Annotated in this window: 12 protein-coding genes; 10 read left to right on the plus strand and 2 right to left on the minus strand. The window is 69.2% G+C overall.

The genetic code is table 11. From position 1 onward, the window contains the following. The first annotated feature begins 70 nt into the window (after positions 1 to 70). Both rpoB and FO059_RS03420 read left to right on the plus strand, forming a co-directional pair. The gene (gene rpoB, locus FO059_RS03415; RefSeq protein ID WP_143906359.1) at positions 71 to 3,562 is read left to right on the plus strand and encodes a DNA-directed RNA polymerase subunit beta; all 3,492 of its coding nucleotides are present in this window, start codon (positions 71 to 73) and stop codon (positions 3,560 to 3,562) included. 127 nt (positions 3,563 to 3,689) lie between these two features. Continuing rightward, positions 3,690 to 7,670 (plus strand): DNA-directed RNA polymerase subunit beta', encoded by a 3,981-nt coding sequence (locus FO059_RS03420; protein ID WP_143906361.1) that lies wholly within the window; start codon positions 3,690 to 3,692, stop codon positions 7,668 to 7,670. A 94-nt stretch (positions 7,671 to 7,764) separates the two neighbouring features. Here the strand turns inward: FO059_RS03420 and FO059_RS03425 are convergent, their stop codons facing one another. Beyond that, on the minus strand, positions 7,765 to 8,292 hold the full coding sequence (locus tag FO059_RS03425) for a SixA phosphatase family protein (RefSeq protein ID WP_158726788.1): 528 nt from the start codon (positions 8,290 to 8,292) through the stop codon (positions 7,765 to 7,767). Between the two features lie 135 nt (positions 8,293 to 8,427). Between FO059_RS03425 and FO059_RS03430 the strand changes: the two genes are divergently transcribed. The 5 genes from FO059_RS03430 to FO059_RS03450 all read left to right on the plus strand — a co-directional run bounded on the left by FO059_RS03430 (position 8,428) and on the right by FO059_RS03450 (position 12,802). Beyond that, positions 8,428 to 8,922: a MarR family winged helix-turn-helix transcriptional regulator gene (locus tag FO059_RS03430; RefSeq protein WP_143906365.1), complete on the plus strand. Its 495-nt coding sequence runs from the start codon at positions 8,428 to 8,430 to the stop codon at positions 8,920 to 8,922. Continuing rightward, complete coding sequence (locus FO059_RS03435) at positions 8,919 to 10,511, plus strand: DHA2 family efflux MFS transporter permease subunit (protein ID WP_143906367.1); 1,593 nt, start codon at positions 8,919 to 8,921, stop codon at positions 10,509 to 10,511. Before FO059_RS03430 ends, FO059_RS03435 begins: the two co-directional genes overlap by 4 nt. A gap of 190 nt (positions 10,512 to 10,701) precedes the next feature. Continuing rightward, the gene (locus tag FO059_RS03440) at positions 10,702 to 11,202 is read left to right on the plus strand and encodes a DUF3558 domain-containing protein (RefSeq protein WP_268968816.1); all 501 of its coding nucleotides are present in this window, start codon (positions 10,702 to 10,704) and stop codon (positions 11,200 to 11,202) included. A gap of 20 nt (positions 11,203 to 11,222) precedes the next feature. After that, entirely contained in the window at positions 11,223 to 11,768 is a 546-nt protein-coding gene (locus tag FO059_RS03445) for a DUF3558 domain-containing protein (RefSeq protein WP_158726787.1), read from the plus strand. 131 nt (positions 11,769 to 11,899) lie between these two features. Continuing rightward, positions 11,900 to 12,802: a PaaI family thioesterase gene (locus FO059_RS03450; protein ID WP_143906373.1), complete on the plus strand. Its 903-nt coding sequence runs from the start codon at positions 11,900 to 11,902 to the stop codon at positions 12,800 to 12,802. Positions 12,803 to 12,909: 107 nt separating this feature from the next. Here the strand turns inward: FO059_RS03450 and FO059_RS03455 are convergent, their stop codons facing one another. After that, positions 12,910 to 13,611, minus strand: coding sequence for a TetR/AcrR family transcriptional regulator (locus FO059_RS03455; RefSeq protein WP_143906375.1), 702 nt, complete (start codon positions 13,609 to 13,611; stop codon positions 12,910 to 12,912). A gap of 159 nt (positions 13,612 to 13,770) precedes the next feature. Between FO059_RS03455 and FO059_RS03460 the strand changes: the two genes are divergently transcribed. From FO059_RS03460 to FO059_RS03470, 3 genes are all read left to right on the plus strand, one after another. Beyond that, on the plus strand, positions 13,771 to 14,985 hold the full coding sequence (locus FO059_RS03460) for a lipid-transfer protein (RefSeq protein WP_143906377.1): 1,215 nt from the start codon (positions 13,771 to 13,773) through the stop codon (positions 14,983 to 14,985). Positions 14,986 to 15,071: 86 nt separating this feature from the next. Further along, on the plus strand, positions 15,072 to 15,503 hold the full coding sequence (locus FO059_RS03465) for a type II toxin-antitoxin system Rv0910 family toxin (protein WP_143906379.1): 432 nt from the start codon (positions 15,072 to 15,074) through the stop codon (positions 15,501 to 15,503). A gap of 10 nt (positions 15,504 to 15,513) precedes the next feature. After that, complete coding sequence (locus FO059_RS03470) at positions 15,514 to 16,434, plus strand: MaoC/PaaZ C-terminal domain-containing protein (protein WP_143906381.1); 921 nt, start codon at positions 15,514 to 15,516, stop codon at positions 16,432 to 16,434. Positions 16,435 to 16,496 lie beyond the last annotated feature (62 nt).

Below are 16,496 nucleotides of genomic sequence, written 5' to 3' on the forward strand. Positions count from 1 at the left end.
GAGTGCATCCGGCAGAATCCGCAGAACAGGTACAGCGGCGGCCGCCCGATTCGACGGCGGCGCGCGTGAGGTGCTGGAAGGACGCATCTTGGCAGTCTCCCGCCAGACCAGGAAAGAATCAACGATTCCCGGGGCCCCCAGGAGGATCTCTTTCGCAAAGATCCAAGAGCCGATCGAGGTGCCCGGGCTCCTGGACATCCAGACGGATTCATTCGAGTGGCTGATCGGAGCGGAGGCATGGCGCGACCGTGTCGCCGCCCGTGGTGACACGCAGAGGCGGGGCGGGCTCGAGGAGATCCTCACCGAGCTCTCGCCCATCGAGGACTTCGCGGGCACCATGTCGCTTTCCTTCAGTGAGCCGCACTTCGAGGACGTCAAGGCGTCCATCGAGGAGTGCAAAGAGAAGGACATCACCTACGCGGCCCCGTTGTTCGTGACCGCCGAGTTCATCAACAACGAGACCGGCGAGATCAAGAGCCAGACGGTCTTCATGGGCGACTTCCCGATGATGACCGACAAGGGCACGTTCATCATCAACGGCACCGAGCGCGTCGTCGTGTCGCAGCTGGTGCGCAGCCCCGGCGTGTACTTCGACGACTCGATCGACAAGTCCACCGAGAAGGAACTGCACAGCGTCAAGGTCATTCCGGGCCGCGGCGCGTGGCTCGAGTTCGACGTGGACAAGCGCGACACCGTCGGCGTCCGCATCGACCGCAAGCGGCGTCAGCCGGTGACCGTGCTGCTCAAGGCGCTCGGCTGGACCAGCGAGATGATCACCGAGCGGTTCGGCTTCTCGGAGATCATGATGTCCACGCTCGAGAAGGACGCGACGGGCGGCGTCGACGAGGCGCTCCTGGACATCTACCGCAAGCTGCGCCCGGGCGAGCCGCCCACGAAGGAGAGCGCGCAGGCGCTGCTGGAGAACCTGTTCTTCAAGGAGAAGCGCTACGACCTGGCCCGCGTCGGCCGCTACAAGGTCAACAAGAAGCTGGGCATGAACTCCGCCGGCGCGGACGATCCGCTGGTGCTCACCGAGTCCGACATCGTCACGGCGGTCGAGTACCTCGTGCGCCTGCACGCCGGCGAGACCTCGATGGTCTCCCCGGATGGTGTCGAGGTGCCGGTCGAGGTGGACGATATCGACCACTTCGGCAACCGTCGCCTGCGCACGGTCGGCGAGCTGATCCAGAACCAGATCCGCGTGGGCCTGTCCCGCATGGAGCGAGTGGTGCGCGAGCGCATGACCACCCAGGACGTCGAGGCGATCACGCCGCAGACGCTGATCAACATCCGGCCGGTCGTCGCCGCGATCAAGGAGTTCTTCGGGACCTCCCAGCTGTCGCAATTCATGGACCAGAACAACCCGCTGTCGGGGCTCACCCACAAGCGCCGCCTCTCGGCGCTGGGTCCGGGCGGCCTGTCGCGTGAGCGCGCCAGCCTCGAGGTCCGCGACGTCCACCCGTCGCACTACGGCCGCATGTGCCCGATCGAGACCCCGGAGGGCCCGAACATCGGCCTCATCGGCTCGCTCTCGGTGTACGCGCGGGTCAACCCGTTCGGGTTCATCGAAACGCCGTACCGCAAGGTCGACAACGGCGTGATGACCGATCAGGTCGACTACCTCACGGCCGACGAAGAGGATCGTCACGTCGTCGCCCAGGCGAACTCGACGACCGACGCCGCCGGCAACTTCACCGACGAACGCGTCCTGGTTCGCAAGCGGGGCGGCGAGGTCGAGTACGTCAGCCCGATGGAGATCGACTACGTCGACGTCTCGCCGCGCCAGATGGTCTCCGCCGCGACGGCGATGATCCCGTTCCTGGAACACGACGATGCCAACCGTGCGCTGATGGGCGCCAACATGCAGCGTCAGGCCGTCCCGCTGGTCCGCAACGAGTCCCCTCTGGTGGGCACCGGCATGGAGCTGCGTGCCGCGGTCGATGCCGGCGACGTCATCGTCTCGGCGAAGGCCGGCGTCGTCGAGGAGGTCTCCGCCGACTACATCACCGTCATGGCGGACGACGGCAGCCGCACCACCTTCCGGCTGGAGAAGTTCGAGCGGTCCAACCAGGGCACGTGCGCCAACCAGCGCCCTGTCGTGGACGAGGGCATGCGCGTGGAGGCCGGCCAGGTTCTGGCGGACGGCCCGTGCACCGAGAACGGCGAGATGGCGCTGGGCAAGAACATGCTCGTGGCGATCATGCCGTGGGAGGGTCACAACTACGAGGACGCGATCATCCTCTCGCAGCGGATCGTCGAGGAGGACGTCCTCACCTCGATCCACATCGAGGAGTACGAGGTCGACGCCCGCGACACCAAGCTCGGCGCGGAGGAGATCACGCGGGACATCCCCAACGTCTCGGACGAGGTGCTCGCGGATCTCGACGAGCGCGGCGTGATCCGCATCGGCGCCGAGGTGCGCGACGGCGACGTGCTCGTCGGCAAGGTCACGCCCAAGGGCGAGACGGAGCTGACGCCCGAGGAGCGGCTGCTGCGCGCCATCTTCGGCGAGAAGGCGCGCGAGGTCCGCGACACGTCGCTGAAGGTGCCGCACGGCGAGTCCGGCAAGGTCATCGGCGTCCGCGTCGTCGACCGTGACGACGATGACGAGCTGGCCCCCGGCGTCAACCAGCTGGTGCGCGTGTACGTGGCGCAGAAGCGCAAGATCCAGGACGGCGACAAGCTCGCCGGCCGGCACGGCAACAAGGGCGTCATCGGCAAGATCCTCCCGCAGGAGGACATGCCGTTCCTGCCGGACGGCACGCCGATCGACATCATCCTCAATACGCACGGCGTTCCGCGGCGTATGAACATCGGCCAGATCATGGAGACCCACCTGGGTTGGATCGCCAAGACCGGCTGGAAGGTCGAGGGCGACCCCGAATGGGCCGAGCGGCTTCCGGAGGAGATGTACGAGGCGGGCCCCGACACGATCACCGCCACGCCGGTGTTCGACGGCGCGGAGCCGACGGAGATCGAGGGCATGCTCGGCTGCACGCTCAAGAACCGCGACGGCGAGCGGATGGTGGCCCCGGACGGCAAGGCGACCCTGTTCGACGGGCGTTCCGGCGAGCCGTTCCCGTACCCGGTGGCGGTCGGCTACATGTACATGATCAAGCTGCACCACCTGGTGGACGACAAGATCCACGCCCGTTCCACCGGGCCGTATTCGATGATCACGCAGCAGCCGCTCGGCGGTAAGGCGCAGTTCGGCGGCCAGCGCTTCGGTGAGATGGAGTGCTGGGCGATGCAGGCCTACGGCGCCGCCTACACCCTGCAGGAGCTGCTGACCATCAAGTCGGACGACGTCGTGGGCCGCGTGAAGGTGTACGAGGCCATCGTCAAGGGCGAGAACATCCCTGAACCGGGCATCCCCGAATCGTTCAAGGTTCTGCTCAAGGAGCTGCAGTCGCTGTGCCTGAACGTCGAGGTGCTCGCCTCCGACGGCGTGGCCATCGAGATGGGCAGCTCGGACGACGAGGACCTCGAGCGGGCCGCGGCGAACCTGGGCATCAACCTGTCCAAGAACGAATCGGCGACGGTGGACGACCTGGTGAACTAGGTGCCCGCCTCCCGGCCGGGCCAGCTCCGGCCGGGAGAGGGCGCAACGGATATTCAACTTTTCTGGCAGTCAGGACCACGGCCGCAAGGCACGGGTCCATATCCCGCAAGCGGGGAAAGGAAGTTACGTGCTCGACGTCAACTTCTTCGACGAACTCCGGATCGGTCTCGCCACCGCCGAGGACATCCGCAACTGGTCCTTCGGCGAGGTCAAGAAGCCGGAGACCATCAACTACCGCACGCTCAAGCCCGAGAAGGACGGCCTGTTCTGCGAGAAGATCTTCGGTCCCACCCGGGACTGGGAGTGCTACTGCGGCAAGTACAAGCGCGTCCGCTTCAAAGGCATCATCTGCGAGCGCTGCGGCGTGGAGGTCACGCGCGCCAAGGTGCGCCGCGAGCGCATGGGCCACATCGAGCTCGCTGCGCCGGTCACCCACATCTGGTACTTCAAGGGCGTGCCGAGCCGCCTCGGCTACCTGCTGGACCTGGCCCCGAAGGATCTCGAGAAGATCATCTACTTCGCGGCCTACGTGATCACGGCGGTCGACGAGGAACTGCGTCACAACGAGCTGTCGACGCTCGAGGCCGAGATGACGGTGGACCGCAAGGCGGTCGAGGATCAGCGTGACGCCGACCTGGAGGAGCGGGCCCAGAAGCTCGAGTCCGACCTGGCCGAGCTCGAGGCCGAGGGCGCCAAGGCCGACGCGCGGCGCAAGGTCAAGGACGCCGGCGAGCGCGAGATGCGGCACATCCGCGAGCGTGCGCAGCGTGAGCTGGACCGTCTCGATGAGATCTGGACGACCTTCACCAAGCTCGCCCCCAAGGACCTCATCGTCGATGAGGGGCTCTACCGGGAAATCGAAGACCGCTTCGGCGAGTACTTCGAGGGCACGATGGGCGCGGAGGCGATTGAGAAGCTCATCGAGGCCTTCGACATCGCGGCCGAGGCGGAGAACCTCCGCGAGACCATCCGCTCCGGCAAGGGGCAGAAGAAGCTGCGCGCGCTCAAGCGGCTCAAGGTCGTCGCCGCGTTCCAGAGTTCGGGCAACGACCCGGCCGGCATGGTCCTCAACGCCGTGCCGGTGATCCCGCCGGAGCTGCGTCCGATGGTGCAGCTGGACGGCGGCCGGTTCGCCACCAGCGACCTCAACGACCTGTACCGGCGCGTGATCAACCGGAACAACCGCCTCAAGAGGCTGATCGACCTCGGTGCGCCCGAGATCATCGTCAACAACGAGAAGCGGATGCTCCAGGAGTCGGTGGACGCGCTGTTCGACAACGGCCGCCGCGGTCGCCCGGTCACGGGACCGGGCAACCGGCCGCTCAAGTCGCTGTCCGATCTGCTCAAGGGCAAGCAGGGCCGCTTCCGCCAGAACCTGCTGGGCAAGCGCGTCGACTACTCGGGCCGCTCCGTGATCGTCGTCGGCCCCCAGCTCAAGCTGCACCAGTGCGGCCTGCCGAAGCTGATGGCCCTCGAGCTGTTCAAGCCGTTCGTGATGAAGCGGCTCGTGGACCTCAACCACGCGCAGAACATCAAGTCGGCCAAGCGGATGGTGGAGCGTCAGCGCCCGCAGGTGTGGGACGTGCTCGAAGAGGTCATCAACGAGCACCCGGTGATGCTCAACCGTGCGCCCACGCTGCACCGCCTGGGCATTCAGGCGTTCGAGCCGCAGCTGGTCGAGGGCAAGGCCATCCAGCTGCACCCGCTGGTGTGCGAGGCGTTCAACGCCGACTTCGACGGTGACCAGATGGCCGTGCACGTGCCGCTGTCGTCGGAGGCGCAGGCCGAGGCCCGCATCCTGATGCTGTCGAGCAACAACATCCTGTCGCCGGCGTCCGGCCGCCCCCTTGCGATGCCGCGTCTGGACATGGTGACCGGCCTGTACCACCTGACCCGCGAGGTCGAGGACGCCGACGGCTCGTACACGCCGTCGGCGACGGACCAGGCGGCGACGGGCGTCTACTCGACGCCCGCCGAGGCGATCATGGCCGTCGACCTGGGCGAGCTGACGATGCAGGCGCGCATCCGCGTGCGCCTGGACCGGCAGCGTCCCCCGGCCGAGATCGAGGCCGAGCGATTCCCGGACGGCTGGAAGCCGGGTGACTCGTGGCTGGCCGAGACCACGCTGGGCCGCATCCTGTTCAACGAGCTGCTCCCGGTGGACTACCCGTTCATCGACGAAGTGATGCCGAAGAAGCGGCAGGCCGCGATCATCAACGATCTGGCCGAGCGCTACCCGATGATCACCGTCGCCCAGACGGTGGACAAGCTCAAGGACACCGGCTTCTACTGGGCGACCCGTTCGGGCGTCACCGTGGCCATGTCCGACGTGCTGGTGCCGCCGCAGAAGACCGAGATCCTGGAAGCGTACGAGAAGCGCGCCGATCAGACCGAGAAGCTGTACCAGCGCGGCGCGGTCGGCGAGTCGGAGCGCAACAGCGAGCTGGTCAAGATCTGGTCCGAGGCCACCGAAGAGGTCGCCAAGGCCATGGAGGCCAACTACCCGGACGACAACCCGATCCCGATGATCGTGAAGTCCGGCGCAGCGGGCAACATGACCCAGGTCCGTTCGCTGTCCGGCATGAAGGGCCTGGTGACCAACCCGAAGGGCGAGTTCATCCCGCGGCCCATCAAGTCCTCGTTCCGCGAGGGCCTGACCGTGCTCGAGTACTTCATCAACACGCACGGCGCCCGCAAGGGCCTGGCGGACACGGCGCTGCGCACGGCCGACTCGGGCTACCTGACCCGCCGCCTGGTCGACGTCTCGCAGGACGTCATCGTGCGTGAGGTCGACTGCGCGACGCCGCGCGGCATCACGATCGCCATCGCGGAGACCGAGCTCGACGCGGCGGGGGAGCCCACGGGCAACCTGGTCCGCGACGCGCACGTGGAGACCGCCGCGTTCGCCCGCACCCTCGCATCCGATGCGCTGGACGCGGACGGCAACGTGGTCGTGGCGAAGGACAGCGACCTGGGCGATCCGGCGATCGAGAAGCTGCTCGCCGCCGGCGTCACAAAGGTGAAGGTCCGCTCGGTCCTGACCTGTGCCACCGGCACGGGCGTGTGCGCCAAGTGCTACGGGCGTTCGATGGCCACCGGCCAGCTGGTGGACATCGGCGAGGCCGTGGGCATCGTCGCGGCGCAGTCGATCGGCGAGCCGGGCACGCAGCTCACCATGCGCACCTTCCACCAGGGTGGTGCGGGCGGTGACGACATCACCGGCGGCCTGCCGCGTGTGCAGGAACTGTTCGAGGCGCGCGTGCCCAAGGGCAAGGCGCCCATCTCCGAGCAGTCGGGCCGGGTGCGCATCGAGGACGACGACCGCTTCTACACCATCACCGTCACGCCCGACGACGGCGGCGAAGAGGTCGTCTACGACAAGCTGTCCAAGCGGCAGCGCCTCGCCAAGCACCGTCCCGAGGGCGAGCAGTACGAGCGCGTCCTGCAGGACGGCGACCACGTGGAGGTGGGCCAGCAGCTTCTCGAAGGTGCTGCGGACCCGCACGAGGTCCTGCGCATCATGGGCCCCCGCGACGTCCAGGTGCACCTGGTCAACGAGGTGCAGGAGGTCTACCGGGCCCAGGGCGTGTCGATCCACGACAAGCACATCGAGGTCATCGTGCGGCAGATGCTCCGCCGCGTGACGATCATCGATTCCGGTGCCACGGAGTTCCTGCCCGGATCGCTGGTCGAGCGCGCCGACTTCGACGCGACCAACAAGCGGGCCGTCCAGGAGGGTCAGGAGCCGTCCGCCGGCCGTCCGGTGCTCATGGGCATCACGAAGGCGTCGCTGGCCACCGACTCGTGGTTGTCGGCGGCGTCCTTCCAGGAGACCACGCGCGTGCTGACCGACGCGGCGATCAACCGTCGCAGCGACAGCCTGGTGGGCCTGAAGGAGAACGTGATCATCGGCAAGCTGATCCCGGCCGGAACCGGCATCAACCGGTACCGGAACATCCAGGTGCAGCCGACGGAGGAGGCGCGCGCCGCCGCTTACGCGGTGCCCGCCTACGACGACGCGTTCTACGGACCCGACGGCGGCTTCGGCAGCGCCACCGGTGCCGCGGTGCCGCTGGACGACTTCCCGTTCTCCGGCGACTACCGCTAGCAGGCCCCGCCTCCGGCAGAACCGCAGACACGGCCCCCGGCCTCCCCACGTGGGAGGACCGGGGGCCGCGGCGTCTGTCCGGCGGGCGGCCCGGTCACGGCATGTGGATTCCCGTGATGGTGGCGAACGGGTCCGCGGCCGGCCCCCACAGCGCGTCGGGGAGCGCCGCCCACGGCGAGTCCGTCGACATGGTCACGTAGGCGCCGACGGGCATTCCCCGGCGGACCCGGCCGGAATGTGCTCCCGCGGGGTCGAGCACGAGGGCGGCTTCCGGTAGCCCGGGGAAGTGCCCGATAACCAGCAGCGTGGTCGTCGACGCGGAGGCCAGCGCGATCTCGCCGAGAACCGCGGTCGCGTCGGCGTTGTACAGGGCAGGGGAGGACGTACAGGCGGAGTCCGCGTCGCGCCACCGTGCTCCGCGGGAGACCCCGCGGAACGTTTCGCGGGTGCGCAGCGCACTGGAGCACAGGACTGTGTCGATGCGCCGGCCATCGGCCGCGAACCACCGGCCCGCCGCTTCGGCCTGCGCCGCGCCGGTGGGCGTCAAGGGCCGTTCGTGGTCTGCCGTGCCGGCGGGGGAGGTGGCCTGGCCGTGCCGCATGAGGATCAGCGTCCGGGGCATGCCCGCGACGATAGACGGCATTGCGGTGCGGTGCGCACAGCCGTGGTGTGGTCTAGATCACCAATAGTCGCCGACGTGACGAGCCGCCTAATGATTGCAATGGTGAAACAATCGCACGGACGGTAGTATTTTCCCGTGACTGCAACATCGGAAGACGGCCTCGCCGAGGTGTTCGACCAGTTGATCGGTGCGATCCACAAAGGCTCCGATTCGGACGTGCTCGACGAGTTCGTGCGCATGGACCTCACTCTGACGCAGGTCCGCGTCGTGATCATGCTCGCGGTGCACGGCAACGAACTGCCGATCAACGAGGTGGCCGACTGCCTCAAGGTTTCGGTGGCGACGGCCGGCCGCACCGTCGACCGTTTGGTGACGCTCGGACTGGCCGAGCGTCGCGAAGACCCGGACGATCGCCGGAGCAAGCTCGTCTCGCTCACATCGGAGGGACAGAGGCTGGCCGACTTGCAGCGCGAGGGAATGCGGGACCACATCCGTGCGTTCTCCCGTGAGCTGCCCGACGAAGTCGCGGTGCACCTGCGGGATGCCATCGCTGCCGCGCTCGACGCCATCCCCGAACATCTCCGTGCAGGCGCGACCTGCTCGCTCAACAACGTCAGGACCTCCTCATGACATCTTCGAACTCCCCGGGCGCGGCAGCGCCGCCCGGTGGCGTCGAGCAGCCGGCCAAGGATCCGACCGCGCTCGATGCCAAGCTCCTCAAGGTCGCCGGCGTGGTCGTGCTGGGCGCGATCATGGCGGCGCTCGACATGACCGTCGTCAACGTCGCCATCCCGACGTTCCAGGAGGCGTTCGACGCCTCCTACGCGGACGTCGCCTGGTCGGTCACCGCGTACACGCTGGCCCTCGCCACCGTCATCCCGCTCACGGGCTGGGCGGCCGACCGCTTCGGCACCAAGCGCCTGTACATGACGGCGCTGGTGCTGTTCGTCATCGGCTCGGTGGCCTGCAGCCTCGCGTGGTCGCTCGAGGCGCTGATCGGCTTCCGCGTCCTGCAGGGACTCGGCGGCGGCATGCTGATGCCGCTGAGTATGACGATCCTGACCCGTGCGGCCGGGCCGCAGCGCATCGGCCGGGTCATGGCGCTGCTGGGCGTGCCGATGCTGCTGGGCCCGATTGGCGGCCCCATCCTCGGCGGCTGGCTGATCGACGCCGTCTCCTGGCACTGGATCTTCCTGATCAACGTGCCCGTGGGTGCGCTGGCGATCCTCGCCGCGGTGATGGTGCTGCCCAAGGACGAGACGCATCCCGGCGAGAAGTTCGACTTCCTCGGCATGCTGCTGCTCTCGCCAGGGCTGGCGCTGTTCCTGTTCGGCGTCTCGTCGATTCCTGAGGAAGGCACGATCGCGGCGACCCGTGTGCTGGGCCCCGGCATCGCCGGCCTGGTGCTGATGGTGGTCTTCGTGCTGTACGCGCTGCGCAAGAAGAACGCCCTGATCGACCTGTCGCTGTTCAAAGACCGCAATCTGACGATCTCCGTGGTCACGCTGATCCTGTTCGTGGTCGCGTTCATGGGCACGATGATGCTGCTGCCCAGCTACTTCATGCAGATCCGCGGGGAGTCGACGCTCATGGCGGGGCTGCTGGTGGCGCCGCAGGGCATCGGGGCGATGATCTCGATGCCGATCGGCGGCAAGCTGGTGGACAAGTTCGGGCCCAAGTTCGTGGTGCTCCCGGGCATCGCCCTGATCGTCCTGGGCCTGGGCGGATTCACGCAGGCCGGCGTCGACACCTCGTTCTGGTACACGGGCGGTTCGCTGTTCGTCATGGGTCTCGGCATGGGCTGGACAATGATGCCGCTGATGACCTCGGCGCTCGCGACGTTGACGGACCACCGCATCGCGCGCGGCTCGACGCTGATGAACATCGTCCAGCAGACGGGTGCGTCGATCGGTGCCGCGGTCATGTCCGTGGTGCTCACCAACCAGATGATCGACCACGGCGTCGACTCCGCGAAGATGCAGAGCCAGCAGGCCGCGGGCGGCCCGGTGCCGCCGGGCGCCGCCGAGCAGATGCAGCAGCTGCTCAACGGTGCTGCCGACGCCTTCAGCAACACGTTCGTCGTCAGCGTCGTCATCGTCGCACTGACGCTGATCCCGGCGGCGTTCCTGCCGCGGAAGAAGATCGCGCCGACGGACGTCTCCGGTGAGGAGATCCCGGAGACGCCCGATGAGAACGATCGCGAGCTGGTGACGAAGTAGAGCAGTGGTGCAGTGACGCCGTGGGCGTCGCGGCGCGGTGAGAAGCACCGTCGATGCCGGAGGCGGGCCTGTCCGATACGGACGGCCCGCCTCCGGCTCGTTCCGCGCCGCGGCGGGAGGGCACTGATAGCCTCGCCGGGTGAGGCGACAGCTCTGGTTCGGTGCGCTTGCGGGGTCCCTCGCGCTGATCGTGGCGGGGTGCGGCGGATCCGCCGGCCCGGCGGGTAGCGAATCCCCGATGCCGACCTCGAGCGCGCCCAGGGCGGCCGCCGGGCCCGCCGGCCCGCATCTGGGGCAGTGCGGTTCGGTGACCGACGCCGAGGTGGCCGCAGCGACGGGGATGCCGCAGCCGATGCGCGCGGTGCGCGACACGGTCGGCTGCCAATGGGACGTCGGGACCCTCGGCGTCGGTTCGCATGTGAGCTTCACCTGGTATCGGGGCAGCCCCATCGGACGCGAACGCGCCATCGACAACGCCGTCGGCCGGGACGTGTCCGATGTGACCATCGGCGGCCGCCCCGGCTTCTCCTCCCGGATCGGGCCGTCGCTGTGCGAGGTGGGGGTCGATTACGGTGCGGACTTCTTCCTGTGGTCCGTCGACTACGGTGCCGACACGGCAGGCCCACCGGAGGGCGGCGTGTGCGATGCGGCGACGTCGCTCGCAGCGATGACCGCGGAGCGTGCGCAGTGATCGGCAGGCACACTCCGGCGATGCGGGCGGATCCGCCGCGCGCGCGCCGACCGCGCAGGCCGGCGCGGGTGGCGGGGCTGCTGGCGTGTTGCGTACTGGCGGCCGGGTGCGCGCAGACCGTCCGGGGAGAGGCGAGTGTGGCGGAGCCGTCCGGCGGATCCGCGGAGCAGCAGTACGTCAACCTGCTCAGGGAATGCACCGTGGTCCCGGAGGACGTCATCGCGGATACGGCTGGCGTGCAGGCGGTGGTGGACACCTTCTCCGGCGCGGTGTGCAGATGGCGGTCGTTCGACGGGGCCACGGACGTCCAGTTGAACTGGTTCGAGAGCGGCACGATGGACCGGGAGAAGTCCGTGGCCGAGAGGCTCGGCTACACCGTGGAGACGGTGCGGATCTCGGGGGCCCCGGCGTACGTGATGCGTGCGCCGGACGACGCCTCGTCCTGCGGTGCGGTGGCGCGCGCGGGAGATTCCGGCGTGGTCGGCTGGTGGGTTCACGGGGCGCCGGTGGATCCCTGCGCGGCAGCGCGCACGCTGGTGGAATTGAGCATCAACCGCGCCCTGTGAGGGTCTCGGCCCGGGGGCTCCGCCCGGCGGCGATCGGGCGGCGCCCGACCCTTCGACGCTACAGGCGGGCGGGCGGCGGAGTTGAGCGACCCGGGTCGTGTCGCGCGCGGCGCGCCGACTTAAATGGGGATGTGACTTTCGATGCACGGCAGACCCCGCTCCTGGACCCCGTCAACGCCGCGCTGGGCGTGCGGCTGCGGGAACAGGGCCAGGGCGGGCTGGTGTACGAGCAGGAGCTGGGCCCCCGCTTCCACGATCACCGGGGGCTGTCCACGCTGGGCTCGGTGGGGGTGCTGCTGGACACGGCCGTGGCGGGCACCGTCTACGCGGCGCTGCCGTCGGGCAAGCGGTCCGTCGCCGCGTCGCTCACCGTCTCCTCGGCCGGCTCCGTGCCCGATGCGGGGACGGTCGCCGTGTACGGGCGCATCGAGAACCTGGACACCGACGCGGGGATCGGCGTGGCGTCCGGTTCGCTGCGCGACGAGGACGGGACGGTGTGCGCGATCGTCAGCGCCCGTGGCGTGGTGGTGGACCGCAACTTCGACCACGGCGCGGGGGCCCGCGCGCCCGAGCTGCCGCCGGTCACCGAGCCCGCTTCGGGGGAGGACCTGCGTGACCGGCTGGGGCTCGACGTGGTGCAGGGCATCGCCCTGGGCGAAATCCCCCGCGGGGCGATGGCCGAGCTCATGGGGCTCGAGGTGCGCATCGTCGAGACCGGGACCATCACGGCCGTCCTCGCCCCGCAGGAGTGGATGGCCAACAGCATGGGCACTCTCCAGGGCGGCATTCTGCTGGCCGCCGCCGACCTGATCTGCGGGCTCGCCGCAGAGACGGCCACCGACCCCGGCGAGGGGTATCGGGTCCTGGACCTGCGCACCGACTTCGTGCGTTCGCCCGCGGTCACCGGCCCTGATATCAGGCTCGAGGCCAACGTGGTGCGCGCGGGACGCAGGATCGAGCTGGTGGAGGCCAGGATCGCCACCGACGACGGCCGGCTCCTCACCCGCGCCTCGGCGTCGGTCCTGCGCCTGTGACGCACGCGCATCCGTGACGCACGCGCATCCGTGACGCACGTGCGTACGTGATCCGCGCCCGTGCGCGCCCCCGAGCCCGCGGGCGGAGCACGTCAGACTGCCGCACGTCAGGCCGTGGGCGCCAGCTCCGAGACGGGCGCGTCCGGGTCGATCGCCACGCCCGCTTCGCGCATCGTGCCGTCGAGCACCTGCCAGATCGCGACGCGCAGGAACTCTCCGAGGCGGTCGATCGTCAGCGTGGACGCGGGGTTGCCCAGCCACCGATTGACGGCGGAGTCGACGAGCCCGGTGACGCCGAAGGCCAGTGTCTCGGCGATGTCGGTGGGCTTTCCCAGCCCCTCGAGCACCCCAGCGATCAGGTCTGACAGCCGCACGGCGATGGCGGTCTTCGTGCCGGTCACCACCCGGGATCCCACGGTGCGGTGCGACGCCGAACCGACGCCGAGGAACTGGTGCAGCCGGGGCGATTCGACGATCCAGCGCAGGTAGGCGGAGACGGCGTCGTCGATGGCCTCCCGGACGGTGCCGCGCGGGGTCAGCGTGGGGGAGATCGTCTCGAGGAGCATCCCGATGATGCGCTCGCGGATCTGCTCGTCGAGGTCCCCGCGTCCGGAGAAGTGCCGGTAGACGACCGAACGCGGGATCCCGGCACGCCGGGCGATGGCCTGCACGCCCACGTCTTCGGCGGACTCGCCGATGACCTCCACCGCGGCGGTGAGGATGAGTTCACGTCGCTCGGCCTTGTGGCCGGCCCACCGTGTGGCGCGCCCGTCGGGGCGCTCGGCGCCGGTGGGGGGTTCTTCCGTCATGCGCGGGTGGTCACTCCTGGGGTCGTCGGGCACGTGATCACAGTACCCATCCGGTGATTGACGCGACAGCATGTCTCACTTAGATTGATGAGACGTGGCGTCGCACACACTCTCAAGGGCGCCGAGACTACCGAGGGGACGGTGACGATGGGGCCGGGTATGCGTAATCGAAGCGGTCGGCGGGTGTTCGTGGTGGGCGTGGGGATGACGGACTTCGTCAAACCCGGGTCGCGTGAATGGGACTACCCGGACATGGCGCGCGAGGCGGGCACGGCGGCGCTCGCCGACGCGGGCGTCGGCTACCGGGAGGTCGAGCAGGCGTACGTCGGCTACGTCTACGGCGAGTCGACGTCCGGCCAGAGGGCGGTCTACGAGCTGGGCCTCACCGGCATCCCGGTCGTCAACGTGAACAACAACTGCTCCACCGGATCCACCGCGCTGTACCTGGCGGCGCAGGCCGTGGCGGGCGGACTTGCGGACTGCACCCTGGCGCTGGGCTTCGAGAAGATGCAGAAGGGCTCGCTGGGCGCCACCTACGACGACCGTGAGCAGCCGATGATGCGGCACCTGCTGGCCACCGCCGAGCTGCAGGAGTTCGCCATGCCGCCCGCTCCGTACATGTTCGGCGCGGCCGGCGTCGAGCACTCCGAGCGCTACGGCACCACCGCTGAGCAGTTCGCGAAGATCGCGGTGAAGAACCACCGGCACTCCAAGAACAATCCGCACGCCCAGTTCCGCGACGAGTACTCACTGGCCGAGATCCTCGGTTCGCGGGCCATCCACGGGCCGCTGACCAAGCTGCAGTGCTCGCCCACCTCGGACGGGTCCGGTGCGGTCGTCGTCGCGTCGGAGGACTTCGTCGACCGGCACGGGCTGGCCGGGCAGGCGGTCGAGATCGTCGGCATGGCGATGGTCACCGATCTTCCCAGCACGTTCGAGGACCAGTCGGTGATCAGCCTCGTCGGCTCCGACATGACCCGCACGGCCGCGCAGCGGGTGTACGAGCAGGCGGGGATCGACCCTGGCGACGTCGACGTGATCGAGCTGCACGACTGCTTCTCCACCAACGAGCTCCTCACCTACGAGGCGCTGGGGCTGTGCGCTGCGGGCGAGGGCGGCGCGCTCGTCGACGCCGACGACACCACCTACGGAGGCCGCTGGGTGGTCAACCCGTCCGGCGGGCTCATCTCCAAGGGACACCCGCTGGGCGCCACCGGCCTGGCCCAATGCAGCGAGCTGACCTGGCAGCTGCGCGGCGCCGCGGACGCGCGCCAGGTCTCCTCGGCGGCCGCGTCGTCCGGGGTGGCGCTGCAGCACAACATCGGCCTCGGCGGCGCGGTCGTCGTCGCCGCCTATCGGCCCGCCGAACGCTGACGGGGCGCGGCGCGCCGCGCCGGAATCCGCAGCACACCGAAGAGCAGTACATCAAAGACAGCACGCACAGCGAAGGAGCTTCACCAATGGCATCGGTTTCCGTCTCCGCCACCCTGCCCACCGCGCCGGAGAAGACCTGGGACGCGCTCTCGGACCTGTCCCGGTGGGAGGAGTGGCTGACCATCCACCAGTCGTGGAAGAGCGGGCTGCCCACGGAGGTGGCGGTGGGCGCGCAGTTCACCGAGGTCGTCTCGGTGATGGGCATGGCCAACAAGATCGAGTGGACCGTCACCGAGGTGACCGTCCCGCAGTCCGTCACCATCGAGGGCACCGGCATGGCCGGGGTGAAGGTGCAGTTCACGCTGCAGGTCCAGCCCGACGGGGAAGGGTCGCGCGCCGTGATCGACGCGTCGTTCACCGGCACGATGATCGTCGGGCCCATCGGCAAATCGGTGGCCAAGAACGCCAAGGGCGACCTCGAGGCGTCGCTGGCGCGTTTCGCCGAGATCTTCGGCTGAGGCGCGGGCAGTGACCTCATCGGACACACGGGCGGCGCGCCCTGCAGAGCCGGTCGCGTTCGACGGCGCCGGCCTCGGGGTGTGGACGGACCCGGAGCGCTTCGAGGTGACGGCCGAGCGCATCGCCGAGTACGCCGCCGCCACCAACGACCCCATCGACGCCCACCGGGCCGGCCGCGTCGCTCCGCCGGTGTTCGCGGTGGTGCCGGTGTTCCTGTCGATGGCGCCGGCCGCGCTGTCGGTGGCGCCGCCGGAGCTGCTGATGAAGCTGGTCCACGGCGAGCAGGACTTCCGCTTCCACCGGCCGATCGTCCCCGGCGACACGCTCGTCGCGCGCGCCCGTCCCGTCGGCTACGCGGGCAGGGGCAGCGGGTCCAGCGTGGTCGTGCACGCCGAAACGCGCACCGAGGCCGGGGAACTCGTGGGCGAGCAGTGGCTCACCGCGTTCTTCCGCGGGGTCGACGCGGGCCCGGGAGAGGGGGAGCAGGCGCCGCCGCACCCGCTCGACCCGGCGCTGCGCGCGGCCGCACCGGCCGCGGAGGTGCGTCAGCGCATCGACGACGACCAGACCTTTCGGTACTCACCGGCCTCCGGCGACCCCATGCCGATCCATCTCGACGACGAGATCGCGCAGATGGCGGGCCTTCCGGGGATCATCAACCACGGCCTGTGCACCATGGCCTTCACCTCGTGGGCCGCGCTCATCGAGCTCGCCGGCGCGGACACCGCGCGGCTGCGGCGCCTCGCGGTGCGGTTCGCGCGCCCAGTACTTCCCGGCCAGACCATCGACACCCGGTTCTGGCGCGCGGCCCCGGACCTCGCGGACGCCGGGGAGACCGCGTATTCGTACGAGACCGTCGTGCCGGGCGGCGCGGGCGAGACCGCCACCACGGTCATCACGGACGGGCTCGCCGTCATCGCCGACGCCTGACCCGTCCCTATCGGATCCGGGCGGGGTGCCGCCCTCCATCACGACATCGCAAGGGAGTACTG

This window comes from Tomitella fengzijianii (assembly GCF_007559025.1).
GTDB lineage: Bacteria > Actinomycetota > Actinomycetes > Mycobacteriales > Mycobacteriaceae > Tomitella > Tomitella fengzijianii.

Excerpts from the sequence above, each read along its gene's own strand:
- FO059_RS03460 (WP_143906377.1), top strand. The coding sequence starts at position 13,771 with ATGCGTAATCGAAGCGGTCGGCGGGTGTTCGTGGTGGGCGTGGGGATG.
- FO059_RS03465 (WP_143906379.1), top strand. The coding sequence starts at position 15,072 with ATGGCATCGGTTTCCGTCTCCGCCACCCTGCCCACCGCGCCGGAGAAG.
- FO059_RS03435 (WP_143906367.1), top strand. The coding sequence starts at position 8,919 with ATGACATCTTCGAACTCCCCGGGCGCGGCAGCGCCGCCCGGTGGCGTC.
- FO059_RS03455 (WP_143906375.1), bottom strand. The coding sequence starts at position 13,611 with ATGACGGAAGAACCCCCCACCGGCGCCGAGCGCCCCGACGGGCGCGCC.
- FO059_RS03425 (WP_158726788.1), bottom strand. The coding sequence starts at position 8,292 with ATGCCCCGGACGCTGATCCTCATGCGGCACGGCCAGGCCACCTCCCCC.
- FO059_RS03445 (WP_158726787.1), top strand. The coding sequence starts at position 11,223 with ATGCGGGCGGATCCGCCGCGCGCGCGCCGACCGCGCAGGCCGGCGCGG.